Annotated in this window: 14 protein-coding genes; all 14 read left to right on the forward strand. The window is 72.5% G+C overall.

What is annotated here, in order from left to right:
• Position 1: 1 nt before the first annotated feature.
• Positions 2-568 carry an acyltransferase gene (locus tag ABD998_RS11370; RefSeq protein WP_345439194.1) on the forward strand — a complete coding sequence of 189 codons (567 nt, stop codon included), beginning with the start codon at positions 2-4 and terminating at the stop codon, positions 566-568.
• A complete protein-coding gene (locus tag ABD998_RS11375; RefSeq protein WP_345439196.1) occupies positions 568-1,644 on the forward strand; it encodes a glycosyltransferase in 1,077 nt (358 codons plus the stop codon). The genes ABD998_RS11370 and ABD998_RS11375 overlap by 1 nt, the downstream gene beginning before the upstream one ends.
• On the forward strand, positions 1,641-2,939 hold the full coding sequence (locus ABD998_RS11380) for a lipopolysaccharide biosynthesis protein (protein WP_345439198.1): 1,299 nt from the start codon (positions 1,641-1,643) through the stop codon (positions 2,937-2,939). Before ABD998_RS11375 ends, ABD998_RS11380 begins: the two co-directional genes overlap by 4 nt.
• Positions 2,936-4,042: a glycosyltransferase gene (locus tag ABD998_RS11385; protein WP_345439200.1), complete on the forward strand. Its 1,107-nt coding sequence runs from the start codon at positions 2,936-2,938 to the stop codon at positions 4,040-4,042. The genes ABD998_RS11380 and ABD998_RS11385 overlap by 4 nt, the downstream gene beginning before the upstream one ends.
• Positions 4,039-5,442, forward strand: a complete 1,404-nt coding sequence (locus ABD998_RS11390; protein WP_345439202.1) for an O-antigen ligase family protein — start codon at positions 4,039-4,041, stop codon at positions 5,440-5,442. Before ABD998_RS11385 ends, ABD998_RS11390 begins: the two co-directional genes overlap by 4 nt.
• Positions 5,439-6,797, forward strand: a complete 1,359-nt coding sequence (locus ABD998_RS11395) for an acyltransferase family protein (RefSeq protein ID WP_345439204.1) — start codon at positions 5,439-5,441, stop codon at positions 6,795-6,797. The genes ABD998_RS11390 and ABD998_RS11395 overlap by 4 nt, the downstream gene beginning before the upstream one ends.
• 46 nt (positions 6,798-6,843) lie before the next feature.
• Positions 6,844-8,457: a DUF4012 domain-containing protein gene (locus ABD998_RS11400; RefSeq protein ID WP_345439206.1), complete on the forward strand. Its 1,614-nt coding sequence runs from the start codon at positions 6,844-6,846 to the stop codon at positions 8,455-8,457.
• A gap of 106 nt (positions 8,458-8,563) precedes the next feature.
• Positions 8,564-10,750 (forward strand): glycosyl hydrolase, encoded by a 2,187-nt coding sequence (locus tag ABD998_RS11405; protein ID WP_345439208.1) that lies wholly within the window; start codon positions 8,564-8,566, stop codon positions 10,748-10,750.
• 38 nt (positions 10,751-10,788) lie between these two features.
• Positions 10,789-12,885, forward strand: coding sequence for a DUF4012 domain-containing protein (locus ABD998_RS11410; RefSeq protein WP_345439210.1), 2,097 nt, complete (start codon positions 10,789-10,791; stop codon positions 12,883-12,885).
• Between the two features lie 103 nt (positions 12,886-12,988).
• Positions 12,989-14,578, forward strand: coding sequence for a sugar transferase (locus tag ABD998_RS11415; protein ID WP_345439212.1), 1,590 nt, complete (start codon positions 12,989-12,991; stop codon positions 14,576-14,578).
• A gap of 102 nt (positions 14,579-14,680) precedes the next feature.
• Positions 14,681-14,899 (forward strand): hypothetical protein, encoded by a 219-nt coding sequence (locus tag ABD998_RS11420; protein WP_345439214.1) that lies wholly within the window; start codon positions 14,681-14,683, stop codon positions 14,897-14,899.
• Positions 14,900-14,997: 98 nt separating this feature from the next.
• Positions 14,998-15,900, forward strand: a complete 903-nt coding sequence (locus tag ABD998_RS11425) for a dihydrodipicolinate synthase family protein (RefSeq protein ID WP_345439216.1) — start codon at positions 14,998-15,000, stop codon at positions 15,898-15,900.
• Between the two features lie 310 nt (positions 15,901-16,210).
• Positions 16,211-17,038, forward strand: coding sequence for an aggregation-promoting factor C-terminal-like domain-containing protein (locus ABD998_RS11430; protein WP_345439218.1), 828 nt, complete (start codon positions 16,211-16,213; stop codon positions 17,036-17,038).
• Between the two features lies 1 nt (position 17,039).
• Complete coding sequence (locus ABD998_RS11435) at positions 17,040-17,993, forward strand: aggregation-promoting factor C-terminal-like domain-containing protein (protein ID WP_345439220.1); 954 nt, start codon at positions 17,040-17,042, stop codon at positions 17,991-17,993.
• The last annotated feature ends 348 nt before the right edge of the window (positions 17,994-18,341 follow it).

The raw sequence follows: 18,341 nt of genomic DNA on the forward strand, positions 1-18,341 counted from the left end.
CGTGCAAGAGATCGACCCGCAGTACGCGCCGTCCACGGCCCGCCGCATCTGGGACAGGCTCGGCGTCGTCTTCTTCAACTTCTTCATCACGCATCTGCCCGGCCACGCCCTGCGCCTCGGAACGCTGCGCCTGTTCGGCGCGAAGATCGGAAAGCGCTCCGGGATCTTCCGCGGAACCACCGTGCTCGGCATCGACCGCATCGACATCGGCGACGACGTCGTGATCGCCTTCCGCTGCCTGCTCGACGCGCGCGGCGGGCTCACGATCGGAGACTCCGTCGTCATCGCGAGCGACGTGCACTTCATCACCGGGAGCCACGACCCGCACTCCGACACCTTCGACTACTCCCTCAAGCCCATCGTCATCGGCGACCACGCCTGGATCGCGAGCCGCGTGACGGTGCTTCCCGACGTGACGATCGGCCGCGGCGCCGTCGTGGGCGCGCAGTCGCTCGTGACGTCCGACATCGGGGAGATGGAGATCGCCGCGGGCGTGCCCGCGAAGGTCCGCGCGCAGCGCGAGTCGAAGCTCGCGTACAGCCCCAGCTACCGCCCGCCGTTCTTCTGATGGACCTCTCCTCCGCGACGCTCGTCTACATCGCCCCCCGCTCGGGTCGCAGCGGCGTGGGCGACTACGCCGACGAGTTCATCGACGTCGTCCGCCCGCATGTCGGCCGCGTGGTCGAGATCCGCACGGACGGTCCCGGCACCGACACCGTGCGCGGCCTGCGTGCGGGCCGCCGCCAGGTGCGCGGCATCGTCGCGGAGGCCGCGGGGCCCGTCATCGTGCACACCGAGCAGTCCGGCGGCGAGATGCTGCCGTTCTGGGGTCCGTACGGGCTCGACGGCGTCACCGTCACCTCGACCGTGCACGATCCTCCCCTCGCCGTGTGGTGGCCGTTCCGCACGCGGTTCGTGGCGTCGCGACGGCTGCTGAGCCACGGCATCCACTATCCGATCAAGGGGCTCACGGCGCGGCTCGAGCGCCGCGTCAACGCGGGACGCACCCTGTTTGCCCTGAGCCGCACGGGCGCCGATCACCTGCGCGGTCTCATGACGCGCTCGGAGGTGCGGGCCTCGTCGCTGTTCGTGCCCGAGCGCGACGAGGCGACGCCCGTCGCGGAGCGGCCCCGCGCCGTGGGGCTGTTCGGCTACGTGTACCGCGGCAAGGGCTTCGACAGCCTCGCGGAGCTGCGCGCGCATCTCGACCCCTCCATCGCGATCCGGGTCGCGGGGCGCGGCACCGAGCAGCTGCCGGCCATCGACGGCGTCGAGGTGCTGGGCGAGGTGAACGGCGCAGACGAGGACGCGTTCTTCACCTCGATCCGCGCGCTCGTCGTGCCGTACGTCGCGCGACGCATCTACGGCGTCGAGGCGATGCCGGCCGCCAGCACGGTGTCGCGCGCCATCGCCTACGGCACGCCCGTCATCGCGCGGGCGCAGGGCTCGCTCCGCGAGCTCGAGGCGGATGGCTGCGCCGTCGTCGTCGACGGAGACGGCGCCGACCTCGCGCGAGCGGCGAACGACCTCGTCGACGACGACGAGCGGCTCGCGGCGCTCGCGGCCGGCGCCTGCGCGCTGCGCACGTCGCGATCCGCCGAGCGGGTGGTCGACGGCTACCTCGCGCACTGGAGGAGCTCGTGAAGCTCCTCGCCCTGCTGCGGAACCCGCACCTGCTACGCGCCGGCCTTGCATCGGGGTGGGTCGTCTTCGGCCGCGTCATCGGGCTGCTGTGGACGCTGCTGCTCATCGCGCAGCTCGGCATCGGCGACTACGGCGTCTACGCGATGGCCTACGCCGTCTCGGCGATCATCGCCGCGCCCGTCGACAACATCTTCCTCGTCCGGGCGCTGCGCGTCGACGACGGGCGGTTCCGCGCCGAGCGGATCACGCGCGCCCTCGTCGGCGGAGGCCTCTTCGCCGCGGGCGCCGCCGTCTTCGCGCTGTCGCCGTCCGCCGGGTTCGCGCTCTTCATCGCGGGCGGAGAGATCTCCTTCAACGCCCTCAAGAGCCGCAGCCTCCGCGAGGGGCATCCCCATGTCGTCATGCGGCGCGACGCCGCCCGGCAGGCGGCGTCGATCCTCGTGGCGGGCGGCTACCTCGTGCTCGTCCCCGGCGCCTCCCTGGCGCTCGCGATGCTCCTCTACGCGACCCCCTACCTCGTCGTGTGCGCCCTCGCCCTGTGGACCGCGCGGGGCGCCCGGCCCGCCGTGCCCGGACGCGCGCGCGAGATGGGACTGCTGTGGCTCGACGCCGGGGCGCTCGCCGTGTACCTGCAGGGCGACATCCTGCTCCTGGGCCTCCTCACGACAGAGGAGATCGCCGGCGTCTTCTCCCTCGCCTCCGTCCTCGCCCTCGCGGCGACGACGGTGGCGCAGATGTTCGTGCAGACCTACCACGAGCGCCTGCGCGAGGCGGGAGGGGACCCGAAGGCGGGGCCCAGCGCCCGGGTGATCGCGATCGTCGCCCTCGGCCTCGGGGGCGGCACGAGCCTCCTCGGGCTCGTGCTCGTCGTCGTCCCGAACCCGTGGGCGGGTCTCGGCGTCGTGCTGATCATCATGGGACTGTTCGTCGCCCTGCACGCGCTCGCGCTCATCCTCACCACGATCCTGTACGTGCAGCACCGGGACGGCCATCGCGTCGCCGCGGGCTGGACGGCCGCGGCCGTGAAGCTCGGGCTCGTCGCCCTGCTCGCGGAGGCGGGGGCGATCGGCGCGGCCGTCGCCTGCGTCGTCGCCGAGATCGTCCTCGTCGTCTGGTACCTGCGCGTCGTCCGAGCGTGGACGCCGGCGCGCGCTGCTGCGCCCGATGCGGAACCGGTCGTCTTCGCCCCTCCCGTCGAGCCCGTCGTCGCCGGCACCCCGCCCATCCCCGCCGACCTCGACCTCGACCCTCCAGCGGACGCCCCCGCCCCGCCCTCCGAGAGGACCCCGCAGTGAGACGCGCCACCTTCCTGCTCGCGAAGGACCCCACAGTCGACCACGGCGGAGACATCGCGCTGTCGCGGCTCGTCATGCGGATCGCGCGCGAGTCGATGTCGGTCGACTCGATCGCGCTCTCACGGCGGCCGGAGCCCTCGCCCGACGCCGACGTCACCCGGATCTCCAAGCCCCCCGTCTCGGCGTCGCGGCTCGTCGCGCGCAGCCTGCTGAACCGCCGCAGCACCGTGCACGAGCGATTCGACGTGCCTGCCCTGCGCGCCGAGATCGAGCGGCGCGACCCCGACCTCTTCGTCGCCGAGCACAACTACATGACGGAGTCGTTCCTGCGCTCGTCGCACCGCGGGCGCACCCCGCTCTACCTCAACACCGTCAACTCCGAGTCGCTCATCTTCCGCGAGATCCGCGGCCTGCCGGGGCGCCTCGAGGCCGTGCGCATCCTCGCCGACGAGGTGCGCACGGCGCGCGCTGCCGTCTCGGTGGGCGTGTACGACAGCGACGAGGCCGAGATGTACCGGTCGCGAGGGGTCCCGCGGGTCTCGTGGCTCGACCTGACGCTGCCGCCCGCGGCGCAGGCGCCCGTCGCGGCGACCGGCACGCGGCTCGTGTTCCTGGGCGACCGCACGTGGCCGCCGAACCACGAGGCGTTCGAGCTCATCGCGCAGTGGTGGCCCGACATCGCACGGGGCATCCCCGGCGCCGAGCTCGTCGTCGTGGGCAGGCGCCGCGCGGGCGACGGCCCCCGGGCCCTTCCCGAGGGCATGACCGACATCGGCTTCGCCGACGACCTCGACGCCGTGCTCGAGTCGGCGCGAGCGCTCGTCGCACCCGTGCTCACGGGCGGCGGCGTGCGCGTCAAGCTGCTCGAGTCGGCGAGCCGCGGGCTCCCCGTCGTCGGCACCGCCGCCGCGCTCGGATCGCACACCGACATCTTCGGCATCCCCGTCGCCGACGACCGGGAGCAGTTCGTGCAGAGCTGCCGGCGGTTCCTGCTCGACCGCGACGCGGCCGTGCGCGAGAGCGACCGCCTCTACGAGGTCAACCGCTCGCGCTGGGAGGAGCGCGTGCCCCACCGGCGCATCGAGGAGTGGCTCGCCTCATGAGGGCCGTCATCCTGCTGCTGGCGCTCCTCGCCCCCGTGCTCGGCGCGGCGCTCGCGAGCGACGCGAACGAGCTCGTGCGGCTCGCGGCGCTGCTCCTGACGGGCCTTCCGCTCGGCATCTGGGTCGCGCTGCGCCGTCCGCTGTGGATCATGACGGCGTATGCGTTCCTGCTCGCGGCCGTGCCGTTCGGCGTGCTGCCGTCATCGCCGCTGCCGCTCGTGCTGATGATGGGGCTGCTCATCGGCGTGACCGCCGTCGTGCAGCTGCCCGCCGGCCGCTCCGCGCGGCTGCTGCCCATGGACTGGCTCGTGCTCGGCCTCGTCGTCTTCTCCGCGCTGTCGCTCGTCATCACGCTGTCGACGCAGTACGACGTGACGGAGTTCGCGAAGTGGCTCATCGCGACGTCGACGACCGTCTCGGCCCTGCGTCTGCAGCCGGATGCCCTGCGCACGATGGGGCGCGCCTACGTCGTGGGCTCGGTGCTCGCGGGCGCGTACGGCCTCGCCCTCCTCCTCTTCGACCGCAGCGGGTCCAGCCTCGCGATGCTCTCGTTCCTCGGATACGGCACGAGCGGCGAGGACAACCTCCGCTACGTCGTCGACGGGGGCACAATGACGGTGCGCATGACCGGCACCTACGTCGATCCGAACGCGGGCGGCATCTTCCTCTTCGTCGCGTTCATCCTCGCGCTCGCGCTGTACACGGGCGCCGCGCGCATCCTGGTCGCCGGCGTCCTCGTCGCGGCTCTCGTCCTCACGCTCAGCCGGGCGGCGCTGGGCGCGGTCGTCGTCGCCTTCGCCGTGTACATCCTCTTCCAGCGCGACAGGTTCGGGCCCAAAGCGGGGCTCGTGATGCTCGCGGCCGCGGGCGCCGCCGTGCTCCTCGCCGTTCCGAGCGTGCAGGACCGCATCTTCGACTCCTTCGGCGCGGGCGACGTCGGCTCGTCGGCGCGTTCCGACGCGCTGCGCGACTTCCCCAAGCACATGGAGGGGGCGTGGCTCTTCGGGCTCGGCTGGGGACGCATCGAGTTCCGCGACGGAGCGGTCGGCATCAGCGTGAACCACGTCGCCAACGCCCCGCTCCTCGCCGTGTACCGCGGCGGCCTGCTCGTCGGCCTCGCCTTCTGCGCCGTGCTGGTCTACGGCCTGGTGGCGTCGGTCCGGCAGCTCCGCAGCCACGACCCGCAGGCCGGCTTCGTCGGCGCCGGATTCATCGGCTTCACCGCCGTCGCGCTGCAGCTCGACTTCCCGGTCATCACCATCCCGCCCGTGACGGCCGCCTTCGCCTTCTTCCTCGTGTTCGTCCAGCGTGCGCAGGACGTCGTCGCGACGCTCCCCGCGCGCGCCGCGATCCCCGCCCCGATCACCACCCCCGCCATCCGAGAGGAGCAGCCGACATGAGCGCCACCGCTGCCCGGAACACCGACCGCCTCGTCGGCCTCGACGGCCTCCGCGGCATCCTCCTGCTGTGCGTCATCACGGTGCACGTCATGGGAGCCCTCAACCCCGTCGTGCTCTCGACGGTGCGCTTCGACATCTTCGGGCAGGCGATCGTCGTCTTCTTCGTCATGTCGGGGTTCCTCATCTACTGGCCCTTCGCCGCGGCGCTGCTGCGCGACCGCCCTCAGCCGTCGCTGAAGGTGTACGTCACCTCGCGCCTGCTGCGCGTGTACCCGGGCTACCTCGCGATCTTCCTCCTGTCCGCCGTCCTGCTGTCGGCGGTCTACGTGAGCAACGCGACGCTGTCGCTCGAGCACTACTCCGACGCCGGCACGGGCGGCATCCACGACCCGCTGCGGGTGCTCCTGCACATGACCGTGCTGCAGAACTACCTGCCGAGCGAGCTGCAGACGGGGCTCAACCCCTCGTGGACGCTCACCGTCGAGCTCACGTTCTACGCGCTGCTGCCGCTTCTGGCGGCGGGCGCCGCCTGGCTCGTCGTGCGGCGCGGCGTCGGCCGCTTCACAGCCGCGCTCCTGCCCGCGATCGCGCTCCTCGCGATCGGCGTCGTCGCCCGCGTCGTCGGCCTCGTGATCGAGAAGGCATCCGGCATGGGCATCCTCGAGGCGGAGTGGGGCGACAACCCGCTCGGGGTCTTCAGCCGCAGCCTGCTCGTCTGGAGCGACAACTTCGGGCTCGGCATGATCGCCGTGGTCCTCTTCCTCGCCGTCAAATCGGGGGTCGACATCCGCGTCGGACGCCTGCCGCTGCGTCTGCTGTGCGTCTTCGTCGGCCTCGCCGGCCTCGCGCTGACGGCGGTGTGCATGGCCACGGCGCCGCGGTTCATCAGCGCGGCGTTCGGGCTCTTCTCTGCGGCGCTCGTGCTGTTCCTGCTCCTGCCGACGCACGCCGGCGGGGTCTCCCGACTCGCGCGCGCCTTCGACGTGCAGCCCCTGCACTACCTCGGCGTCATCTCGCTGAGCGCGTACCTCTGGCACTATCCCGTGCTCATCATCGTCACCCGTCTCGGCTGGTTCGCGGGCGAGACCCCGCTCGGCGCGGCGCAGAACGTCGTCGTCGTCGCGCTGCTGACGGTCGCGGCCGCGTCGGCGACGTACTGGGCGGTGGAGCGGCCCGCCCAGGCGTGGGCGTCGCGCATCCGCCGCGCCGACCAGGCGAGGCGACGGCCCCCTGGCGCGACACCCGCCGCGCCGACCCCTGCCGCGGAGCCGGCCCCCGCGGCGCCGGCCGCCGCGGAGCCCGCCGTGGCCGGCAACGCGTCCGCGCGCGACGGCGACCCCGCGTCGACGTCGTGAACGCCCTCGTCGCCCCTCGATCGCGCGGGCGGCGCTGCAGCGCGCCATGCCGCTCGTCGCCGACATCCAGGCCGACATCGTCTCCGACGACCGGGAGGCGCTCGACGACGACCTCGACGCCTTCCTCCGGCACACGCGCGATGCCGCCGACTCGGTCGACAACGACCTGTGGCGCGCCGCCGAGCGCATCCCGCTCGCCGGGCCCAATCTCCGCGCCGTCTCGGCGACCGCCGATCTGGCGGTCGCCGTGGCGGAGGGAGCGGTCGCGGAGGCCGCGGGCATCGACATCGAGGCGTTCCGCCCCGTCGACGGGCGGATCGACCTCGCGGCGCTCGCGGCGACAGCCCCCTCCGTGCGCGGCGCTGACGCGACGATCGACGCCGCGCGCGAGGTGCTCGACGGCATCGACACCTCGGCTCTCATCGGTCCCGTGGCCGCTCCCGTCACCCAGCTGCGCGACCAGCTCGCCCGCGTGGGCGACATCGTCGACGGGCTCGCGACGGCGGCCGACGTGCTGCCGGCCGCGCTCGGCGCGGAGGGGGAGCGGCGCTACGTGCTCGTCTTCCCCAACAACGCCGAGCTGCGCACGCACGGCGGCGCCCTCACGGCGTTCGCGGAGCTCACGGTGGACGGCGGCCGCATCGAGATCGCGCCGGCGGTCGACGCCGCCGAGCTGCGGGAGCCCGCCGATGACGAGATCGAGGCCGTCGACGGCGAGACCGTCGCGCTCTTCGGGCAGGGGGCCGCGACGAGCGTCGACCACGCCGCGATGGCCTTCGACTTCGCGACCACGGCGCAGGTCGTCGCGACCCGCTGGCAGCAGGTCACGGGCGACGCCGTCGACGGCGTGCTGTCGTTCGACCCCGTCGCCCTCGGGAACCTGCTCGCGGCGACGGGCCCCGTGACCCTGTCGGATGGCACGGAGCTCACGTCCGAGAACGCGGCCGAGACGCTGCTGTGGGACGTCTACGAGCGCTATCCGGACCCGTTCGAGCACGACGCCTTCTACGCGGGGGCGAGCTCGTCGATCTTCCTCGCCGTCGTCAACGGCCAGGCACCGCTCCCGCCCCTCGTCGCCGCCCTCGCGGAATCGGCGCAGCAGGGCCGCTTCTCGATCTGGTCGGCCGACGACGCCGAGCAGCGGCTCGTGGAGAGGACGGGGCTGGCCGGCGAGCTCGAGAACGAGGTGCGCGAGAGCGACGTGGCCGTCGCGTTCAACGACCTCACGGGTCTCAAGCTCGACGCGCGGCTGGATGCGACGGTCGAGGTCGCCGCCGACCGCTGCCAGGCCGACGAGACGGCCATCACCGTGACGGCGTCGCTCGTGTCGTCCGTGCCTGCCGAGGGCCTCCCCGAGGCGCTGCAGCACGCCGAGCTGCCCGAGGGCACGACCGTCACGCGCGTCGACGTCGTCGCCCCGCCCGGGTTCGCGGTCGACGGCGTGCGCCAGGGCGCGGCGCGGATCGCGATCGACGACCTCGAGATCGGCCGCTACGACGGGCGCACGGTCGTCACGATCGGGGTGGCTCTCGCGGCAGGGGCATCCGACGAGGTGTCGGTGCGCTTCCGCGCGGAAGGGGTCGACGCCCCCGAGCTCGACGTCACGTCGACCCCGATGATCCGCGAGACGCCCGTGCGCGTCGTCGACGTCTACTGCTGAGAGGCCCCGGCGCCTCGGACCCGACGCCCCGGCGCCGGTGGCTCGCCGCGACGCGCGCGGATGCGAGGATGGACGCATCGACAGCCCTCGGGGGAAGGACAGGCCGATGTCACCGCGCCGGAACCGCAAGAAGATCGCCATCATCACCGCGAGCGCCGTCGGCGCCGTCGCGGTGCTGGGAGGCGGTGCCGCGCTCGCCCTCTCGCTCACGCAGCAGCCCGCTCCGGTCGAGACGGAGGCCGCGACGCCCACGCCGACGGAGACGGCCTCGCCGTCGCCCACGCCCACCCCGACGCCGACCCCCGAGCCCGTCGAGCTCCCCGTGTCGACGCCCGTGGAGGGCGCCGTCGACGGATGGACGGGCGCCTCGCCGGCGCAGATCGCCGACGTCGGCGCGCAGACGGGCGATGCCGCGAGCGGCGAGACGGCGGCGTACGTCGACGCGCCCGTCGTCGACGCGCCCGTCGCGGCCCTCACGACCACCGCCCCCGTCCAGGAGGGCACGACGTACGCGTTCTCCGCCCAGGTGCGGCAGCTCGCGACGCTCCCCGAGCCGGTCTCCGCCGCCATCCTCGTCGGCGAGACGCGCATCGAGCTGCCCGAGCTCGACGCGACGTGGACCGAGGTGACGGGGGAGTACACGGCGCCCGCCGGCGCGACCGAGACGACCGTCGCCATCCAGATCGACGGGCCCGTCACGGGCCTCGGGGTCGACGACGTCATCCTCTCCGCCGACGGCGGCGAGAACGTCGTCCCGAACCCCTCGTTCGAGTCGGTCACGGCCGACTGGGGCATCCTCAACAACAGCCTCGTGCTGCGCCAGGACAGCGCGGCGCTCGGCGTGCGGATGGGCGCGGGCGACGCGAGCTGGACCGTCACGCGCCAGGACGGCTCGGTCGCCGCCGAGGGCACGGCCGCGCTCCGCGACGGCGTCTCGTCGGTTCCGCTCGAGGGCGTCACGCAGGGCTACTACACCGTCTCGGTCGCCGACGCGTCGGGGGCGAGCGTGTCGACCCCGGTCGCCGTCGTCGACTACGAGGGCTCCCGCATCGCCCCCGACGAGCGCATCGGAGCCATCACGCACGTCGACCAGTACTGGTACGCCGACGCCGCCGACATCCTCTCCTCCGTCGGCTTCGGCTCGGCCCGCAACGACGTGCTCTGGGAGCAGAACGAGACCTCGCCCGGCGTGTACAGCTTCAGCGAGCACTACACGACCGAGTTCGACAAGATGCACGCCCACGGCATCGGCCTCCTCGGCATCGTCAACTACGGCAATCCGCTCTACGACGGCGGCAACCCGCCGTCCTCGCAGACCGCGCTCGACGCCTACGGGCGGTACGCCGGCGCCATCGCCGACCGGTTCGACGTCGTCGGGCTCGAGGTGTTCAACGAGTTCAACCACGAGCGCTTCAACACGGGCGGATGCGGCACGGCGCCCTCGTGCTACGCACCGCTCATCTCGGCCGTGGAGGCAAACGTCGACGAGTCGGTGCCGGTCGTATCGGGGTCGACGGCCAACTACGACAGCCCGTGGTTCGCGCAGCTGTGGTCGCAGACCGACGCGCTCGCGCACTCCGACGCGATGAGCTTCCACCCCTACAACCCGAGCTACTACCAGCAGCCGGAGAACGTCGCGGCCGCCATCTCCGACGCGAACAACAACATGAACGCGGGCGCGGGGTCGACCATCCCGATCTGGATCACCGAGTTCGGATGGACGACGGGCAACGAGCTCGGGCAGGCCCGCTCGCTCGACGTGCAGGCGCAGAACGTCGTGGCCGCGCAGGTCGTGAGCCTCGCCAACGGCGTCGAGAAGTACTACTGGTATGACCTCGTCGACGACAGCACCGACGCGAACAACCACGAGGGCAACTTCGGCATGTTCTACCAGGAGGCGCAGTCGGTCGCGACGGCCGCCCCGAAGCCCGCGGCGTTCACGCAGGCGCTGCTCATCGACCAGCTGGGCGGGCGACCTGCGGCGGGCGCGGACGACATCGGAGACGGCAGCTTCTCGTTCCTGTTCGGCGACGAGGCGGATGGCGTGCGCGTCGCGTGGACGCTGAACGGCGAGGCGACGGCGACCTACACCGCGTCGGGGCCCATCGAGATGACCGACGCGTCGGGCGCCGTCACGACGCTGCAGCCGGAGGACGGCCAGGTGACGGTGCCGCTCACGGGCGAGGCGGTGTTCCTCGCCGGCGACTTCTCGACGGCCGACGAGCCGGAGCCGACGGGCACGCCGTCCGCGACGCCGTCGCCCTCCGAGACGTCCGCGCGTCCGGAGGAGTGATCGCGGTTTTCTCCCAGAACGTTCCGTAGGGTTAGGGGATGCCCCACACGCAGGACGGCGCCTCCGGAGCGCCCCAGAGCCGGCGCGAGCAGCGCCGCGCGCGCGAGGCCGCAGAGGCCGCGCGCGCAGCCGACCCCACGCAGGTCGCCGGCTTCTACGCGACCGGCATCGACGCCGCGGCCACCGCGCGCCTCGAGCTCGGGAAGCCGCGCGGGGGCATCCTCGACCGCGCGGCCGTGACGGGGCCCGACGACGGCCGCGCCACCGCGTCGGCACCCGCCGCGTCCGGTGCGCCCGCGGTGTCCGGTGCGCCCGCGGAGTCCGGCGCCGCAGAGCCGGCCACGACCATCCTGCCCGCGGCCCACGAGACCCCGACGGAGCGCCTCGACATGACCCGCCCGCCCGCCGAGCCCCCTGTGCCGCCCTCCGCCGACGGCGCCGACCGAGGCCGCCGTCGGCGCCGCATCCGCAACGGCATCCTGATCGCCGTGTCGGTGCTGCTGCTCGCCGTGGTCTGGCTGGGCGCCCGCGCCCTCATCGTGAAGAGCGAGCTCGAGGCGGCGCAGCGCGTCGTCAACCACATCCAGGACGGCGGCACGCTGCCGGTGTCGGTCCCGATCCTCGGCGAGCACGCCGCGGCCGCGGCCGCCGTGTCGGTCGACCCCGTGTGGCGGCTCGCCGAGTTCGTCCCGTGGGCGGGGGAGAACCTGCGGGGGGTCCGCCTGGCCGCCGAGGCGCTCGACGTCGTGACGAACAAGATCGGCACGCCCGCGCTCGAGGAGATGGCGAAGGACACCGACGAGTCGATCATCGCCCGCGTGCTGCCGCTCCTCGAGGACTCCACCGACGACGTCGTGCGCATCGCGGACGGCATCGCCGCCGTCAAGGACTCCGGCGCGCTCATCCCGCAGGTGCAGACGGGCGTCAACCTCGTCGACTCCGTCATGCAGGTCGCCGCCCCCGCGTTCGAGTACGGCCCCGAGCTCCTCGGCGCCAACGGGGCACGCAACTACCTGCTCGTCTTCCAGAACAACGCCGAGTCGGTGGGCCTCGGCGGCTCCGCCGCCTCGCAGACGCTCATGACCGCCGACTCCGGCAACCTCGCGATCGCGAACCAGGCGTCGAGCGCCGACTACCAGGAGTTCGTGCCGGTCGACGCCGACGTCGACCAGAGCGCCATCGACCTCTACAGCGACTACCTCGTGCACCACATCAACACGTCGTCGTCGCGACCCGATTTCCCGACGATGGCCGACATCGTCACGAGGTTCTGGCAGCGCGACATCGCCGACGACACGATCGACGGCGTCGCCTCGATCGATCCCATCGCACTGGGGTACATCCTCGAGGCGACCGGTCCCATCACGCTCACGACGGGCGACGTCATGGACAGCGGCAACGCCGCGCAGCTGCTCCTCAGCGACGTCTACAGCCGATGGAACAGCTACGAGGACCCGGCCGTCGTCGACGACTTCTTCGCGAGCGTCGCGGAGCAGGTGTTCGCGAAGGTCTCCACGGGCGACTTCGACATCCAGTCCATGCTGTGGGCGATCAACCACGGCATCGAGGGCGGGAACATCCTCTTCCACTCCTCGCACGACGAGGTCCAGACGCAGATCGCGGGCGAGCGCGTCGCCGGCATCCTCCCGAAGGACAACGTCGACCAGACGACTGTGGGCGTCTTCTTCCGCGACGAGTCGGCGTCGAAGATCGACTACTACATGAAGTCGAACGTCGACGCGACGCAGACGTGTACCGCGGAGGGCTCCACCGTGCAGGTCACGACGACCCTCCACCTCGACATCACGCAGGAGGCGGCCGACGCGCTGCCGGACTACGTGAAGAGCGGCAACCTCGACTGGGGGCCGACCACGTTCCGCACCCAGGTGTACGTCTACGGCCCTCCCGGCACGACGGTCGAGTCGGTGTCGGTGGAGGGCGACGAGGTCGCGCTCAAGCGCGACGACGTCGTCGACCTCGACCGGCCGGTCGCCTGGTTCGAGACGTACCTCAACCCGTCGGAGCTCGCGACCGTCACGGCGACGTTCTCGGGGGAGGGCGACTTCGGCCCCCTCGCGCTGCGGACGACGCCCATGGTGCAGACGACGACGGGCACCGTCACGCCCTGCGGCTGACGGGGAGTCCTGCCCTGCGTGAGCGCGGTGATACCGGCGGGAGATATTCCGCGCGGTACACTCGGTCAGTCAATCCGTACGACGATCGACCGGGGGCAGACGTTTGACGACCGAGATCACGCGCGCATCCGGGGCCGGCCCGGCGGACTCGTCCGCCGCGGCGGCCGTCCACAGCGCGCTGACCGGACCGACGGACTTCCCCGCCGTGCTGCGCACCGCGAGCGGCAAGGTGCCCGTCGTCGCGGCCAGCGCCCCTCCCGCCTACAGCTGGCGGCGCCGTTACGCGGGATTCCTCCGCCTCACCGACTTCATCGTCCTCACGATCGTCGTGTTCGGCACGCAGCTGAGCTGGCTCGGCATGCACACCGTGATCGCCATGCCCATCCCGACGTGGCCGGGCCTCACGTCGTACACGCTGCTCTCCGGCGTCGTCGTCCTGCTGTGGATGATGGTGCTCGCGCTCAACGACACGCGATCCGACCGCGTCATCGGCGTGGGCACGGCGGAGTACAAGCGCATCTTCGACGCGAGCTTCATGCTGTTCGGCGTCATCGCCATCGCCGCGTTCCTCCTCAAGGTCGAGATCGCCCGCGGCTACCTGCTCATCGCGCTCCCGACGGGCGTGCTCGCGCTCTTCTTCGAGCGCTTCCTCTGGCGCAGGTGGCTGGCGCGCCGCCGCGCGACGGGGGAGTACTCGGCACGCGTCCTGCTCGTCGGCTCCGAGGGATCCGTCGCGCACATCGCCCGTGAGCTGAAGCGCTCGAAGGGCGCGGGCTACCGGATCGTCGGCGCGTGCATCCCGACCGGCCGCGTCGCCGGCCAGCTCACCGACACCGACATCCCCGTGATGGGATCCGTGGGCTCGGTCGAACGCGCCATCGAGGTCACGGGAGCCGACACGATCGTCATCACGAGCACCGACGAGCTCGGTCCGCAGCGGGTCAAGCAGGTGTCCTGGGCGCTCGAGGCGGGGCGTCAGCACCTCGTGCTCGCGCCGAGCATCACCGACATCGCCGGCCCCCGGATCCACATGCGCCCTGTCGCCGGCCTTCCGCTCATGCACGTGGAGACGCCTCGGTTCTCGCCCGGCCAGCGCTTCGTGAAGCGGATGATGGACCTTTTCGGATCGCTCGTCATCGTGACGCTGCTGAGCCCCGTCTTCCTCGTGCTCGCGCTCGTCGTCAAGGTGTCGTCGCCCGGTCCCGTCATCTACAAGCAGACGCGCATCGGGCGGCACGGGCGCGAGTTCCAGATGCTGAAGTTCCGCTCGATGGTCGTGGGCGCCGAGCACCTGCTCGAGGAGCTCATCGCGCAGCAGGACCACGGCAACGAGGTCCAGTTCAAGATGAAGGACGACCCGCGCGTGACGAAGGTCGGCCGGGTGATGCGGAAGTTCAGCCTCGACGAGCTGCCGCAGCTCTTCAACGTGCTGGGCGGCTCGATGTCGCTCGTGGGCCCGCGCCCGCCCATCCAGCGCGAGGTCGACCAGTACGCGGAGCACGTGTACCGGCGCTTCCTCGTCAAGCCCGGCATCACGGGCCTCTGGCAGGTGTCCGGACGATCCACGCTCTCGTGGGACGACAGCGTGCGCCTCGACCTGTCTTACGTCGAGAACTGGAGCGTGATGGGCGACATCGTCATCCTGCTCAAGACCGGCAAGGCGGCCCTGTTCCCGGGCGAGACGGCGTCCTGACGCTCCCCGGGGATCCCGCCCTCCGCGCCCTCTTCCGCTCGTCCACGGCGTGATGCCAGAATGAGCGCGGTGCCGATGGCCGGTGCCGTGGAGGAGGGTGACATGGGTCTCGACGACCTCGTGAACAAGGGCAAGGACCTGTACGAGCAGAACAAGGACAAGGTCGACGAGGCGCTGAAGAGCGACCAGGCCGAGGACATCAGCGACAAGGTGCTCGGCGGCGTCGCCGACTTCGCGAAGAAGGTGCTCCCCGACTCGGTGGACGGCAAGATCGACGAGGTGCGCGACAACCTCGACGGCGCTGTCGGCAACGAGCGCTGAGCTGACGTCACGGGGCCCCCGCGAAAGCGGGGGCCCCGTGCCGTCTGCGTCGGGGCGGGCACCCCTCGTGTTCGCGGCCATCCGCTAGGGTGCGACGCATGATCCACGGCGTCGTGCCCCCCGTCGTCACTCCCCTCACCGCGCAGGGCGCGCTCGACGAGGCGAGCCTCGCCGGGGTCGTCGACGAGCAGGTCGCCGCCGGAGCGTCCGGCGTCTTCGTCGCGGGTTCCACGGGCGAGGTCGCTCTGCTCTCCGACGAGGTCCGCGTCCGCGCGCTGCAGGTCGCGGTCTCCGCGGCGGACGGCCGTGTCCCCGTGCTCGCCGGCGTCGTCGACACGGGCACGGCGCGCGTCGTCCGGCAGGCCGAGCGCGCCGAGGAGGCCGGCGCCGATGCGGTCGTCGCGACGCCGCCGTTCTACATCGCCCCGCACCCCGCGGAGATCGCGCGGCACTTCCGCGTGGTGGCGGCGGCGGTGTCCATCCCCGTGGTGGCATACGACATCCCGTCGGCGACGCATGTGCCGCTCTCCGCATCCGTCCTCCGCGAGCTCGCCGGGGACGGGGCGATCGCGGGCTTCAAGGACTCGAGCGGCGACATCGCGGGCTTCCGTCGGGCGCTCGGGGCGCTGGGCGACGTGCCGGCGCTCACGGGATCGGAGCTGTTCGCCGACCTCGCGCTCGAGCTCGGCGCCGCCGGCATCGTCCCCGGGCTCGGCAACGTCGATCCCCAGGGCTACGTGCGGCTGTCGGACGCCGTCGCGCGCGGCGACCTGCCCGCCGCCCGCGCGGAGCAGGAGCGGCTCATCCGGCTGTTCCGCATCGTCGAGGTCGCCGACCGCGGCCGCATCGGCGCCACGGCGGCGGCGCTCGGGTCGTTCAAGGCCGCGATGTGGCTGCGCGGAGCGATCGACTCGCCGCGCACGTCCGAGCCGCTCGGCGCGCTCCTCCCGTCCGAGATCGACGCCGTCGGCGCCATCCTGGAGGCGGAGCGCCTGCTTTAGTCCCCGCGAAGGCGCCGGAAACCGAGCGGCACAGCGGATTTCCAGGGGACTCGGAGGTCGGTCTCCGCGCGCCGGTGTGCACGACCGCGCGATCCGCGTCAGGACGCGGATCTGCCGTTACCTTTCCGTTACCTGGAGGTCGGTGCCGCGCGGGCGCCGCGCACCCCGTTCCGGGCTCCCACGCAGGAACCGCCCAGATTCGGCGCCCAGGGTCTTCGTCTTGTGGCCGGCGCCCGAACGCCGCCGCGGCCGGTGCACCCCGACACCGGTCTGCCCCCGGCTCTGTCGAGCCCCATGACAGGACGTTGCATTGCCCCGTGATCTCGAAGCGGGTGAGCCCCTTCTCACCCCGTTCCCACGCCCGAACCACCTCTCGCTGCTCCGCAAGGAGAAGGAGCGCCGCTCCCGCCGCCGCTGGGCGATCGGCGCGGCGCTCGCGCTCTGCGTGAGCGCAGCAGGCGGAACCGTCGCCGCCGCCGCGGCGGAGCCCGGCCCCCGCGCGGTCGACGCCGTGACGGCTGCCAGCGCAGACTCCGACACCGTCGAGGCCGCGACCGCGGCCATCGACGAGGCGCAGACCGCCATCGCCGCAGCCGAGGCCTCCGTCGACACCTCGAAGCTCAGCGCCTACGTGCACACCCTCGCGGGCTACGACAAGCTGCCCGTCGTGACCGTGCAGGGCGTGGTCGACGAGGCCGAGCAGGAGACGGACGCCGTCGTGGCGGAGACGGCGCAGGTGCAGGCCGAGGCCGCGGCCGCCGCCCAGAAGGCCGCCGAGGAGCAGGCGGCTGCGGAAGCCGCCGCCGCCGAGGCGCTCGCCGCCGCGAACACCGTGGAAGGCGCGCAGGAGACGGCCCGCACGATGGCCTCCGAGCAGTACGGATGGGGCGACGACCAGTTCTCGTGCCTCGTCTCGCTCTGGAACAAGGAGTCGGGCTGGTCGTACACGGCGCAGAACGCCTCCAGCGGCGCGTACGGCATCCCGCAGTCGCTGCCCGGCAGCAAGATGGCGACCGCGGGCGACGACTGGCAGACGAACGCGGCGACGCAGATCGCATGGGGGCTGTCGTACATCTCCTCGGTCTACGGGACGCCGTGCGGCGCATGGAGTCACTCGCAGTCGACGGGCTGGTACTGACATGGAGCCGCTGCTGACGCCGTTCCCGCGGCCGAACCACCTCGCCCTGCTCCGCCGGGAGAAGGAGCGCCGTCGCCGTCGCCGCTGGACGATCGGGGCCGCACTCGCCGTCGGCCTGACCGTCGCGAGCGGCACGGTCGCGGCGGCCGCCGCCGAGCTCGCACCCGTGCCGCGCGATGCCGAGGCGCTCGCGGTCGCGGCGGAGGACGCGGGCACGGTCGCGTCGGCCGACGACGCCATCGCGGCGGCGGAGCAGGCCGTCGAGGGCGCGCACGCCTCGGTCGACACGACGGCGCTGGCCGCGGACATCCGCACCGCGGGCGCGTACGACAAGCTCCCCGTCGCGTCGGTGCAGGCGGCGGTCGACGAGACGGAGGCGGAGACGGCGGAGGTCGTCGCCGCGACGGACGCCGCCGAGAAGGCGGACGCCGAACGGGCGGCGGCCGAGAAGGCCGCAGCGGAGAAAGCCGCGGCGGAGCAGGCCGCCGCCGAGCAGGCGGCGGCGGAGCAGGCCGCGGCGGAGCAGGCCGCGGCGGAGCAGGCCGCGGCAGAGCAGGCCGCGCAGGAGGCGGCGGAGCAGGCCGCGCAGGAGGCGCCCGTCGAGGAGCAGGCCGTCGAGGTGCCCGCTCCCGCTGCCGCGACGGCCTCGGCCGCAGAGGCGCAGGAGATCGCGCGCGAGATGGCGTCGTCGCAGTACGGATGGGGCGAGGACGAGTTCTCCTGCCTCGTCGCCCTGTGGAACAAGGAGTCGGGCTGGAACGCCAGCGCGTACAACGCGTCGAGCGGCGCGTACGGCATCCCGCAGGCGCTCCCCGGAAGCAAGATGGGCTCCGTCGCCGCCGACTGGCAGACGAACGCCGCCACCCAGATCGCGTGGGGGCTCGGCTACATCGCCGGAACGTACGGCACGCCGTGCGGGGCGTGGAGCCACTCCGAATCCGTCGGCTGGTACTGACCAGCCTGGCTCACGACGGGGGCGTATCCGAGGGATGCGCCCCCGTCGTCGTCTCCTACGGACGACTGGCATCGCGACGCGACACGCCCGGGTTGCGCCGACATCGGCGGGATGGCAGAATAGACAGGTTCCACATTCCGGCGTGCGCTTCGGCGCGTGCGGATCACTGCCAGGGCAGTGCATAGACGGCGCGGCAACGCGCAGGGATCTAGGCCGCGGGCAGCAGAACGACATCACCCCCCTCCACCCCTCCGGGGGAGGAGTGCGGACTGACAGATGAACAGCGGTGCAGCATCAGCCGCCTCCGGGCGGCATCGAACATGCGCCTGTGCGTCCAATGCCCCCGAG

Source organism: Microbacterium gilvum (assembly GCF_039543865.1).
Classification (GTDB): Bacteria; Actinomycetota; Actinomycetes; order Actinomycetales; family Microbacteriaceae; genus Microbacterium; species Microbacterium gilvum.

What these genes read in the sequence shown, in the direction of transcription:
- ABD998_RS11420 (WP_345439214.1), top strand. Translation starts at nt 14,681, where the DNA reads ATGGGTCTCGACGACCTCGTGAACAAGGGCAAGGACCTGTACGAGCAG.
- ABD998_RS11405 (WP_345439208.1), top strand. Translation starts at nt 8,564, where the DNA reads ATGTCACCGCGCCGGAACCGCAAGAAGATCGCCATCATCACCGCGAGC.
- ABD998_RS11375 (WP_345439196.1), top strand. Translation starts at nt 568, where the DNA reads ATGGACCTCTCCTCCGCGACGCTCGTCTACATCGCCCCCCGCTCGGGT.
- ABD998_RS11395 (WP_345439204.1), top strand. Translation starts at nt 5,439, where the DNA reads ATGAGCGCCACCGCTGCCCGGAACACCGACCGCCTCGTCGGCCTCGAC.
- ABD998_RS11435 (WP_345439220.1), top strand. Translation starts at nt 17,040, where the DNA reads ATGGAGCCGCTGCTGACGCCGTTCCCGCGGCCGAACCACCTCGCCCTG.
- ABD998_RS11390 (WP_345439202.1), top strand. Translation starts at nt 4,039, where the DNA reads ATGAGGGCCGTCATCCTGCTGCTGGCGCTCCTCGCCCCCGTGCTCGGC.
- ABD998_RS11425 (WP_345439216.1), top strand. Translation starts at nt 14,998, where the DNA reads ATGATCCACGGCGTCGTGCCCCCCGTCGTCACTCCCCTCACCGCGCAG.
- ABD998_RS11410 (WP_345439210.1), top strand. Translation starts at nt 10,789, where the DNA reads ATGCCCCACACGCAGGACGGCGCCTCCGGAGCGCCCCAGAGCCGGCGC.
- ABD998_RS11400 (WP_345439206.1), top strand. Translation starts at nt 6,844, where the DNA reads ATGCCGCTCGTCGCCGACATCCAGGCCGACATCGTCTCCGACGACCGG.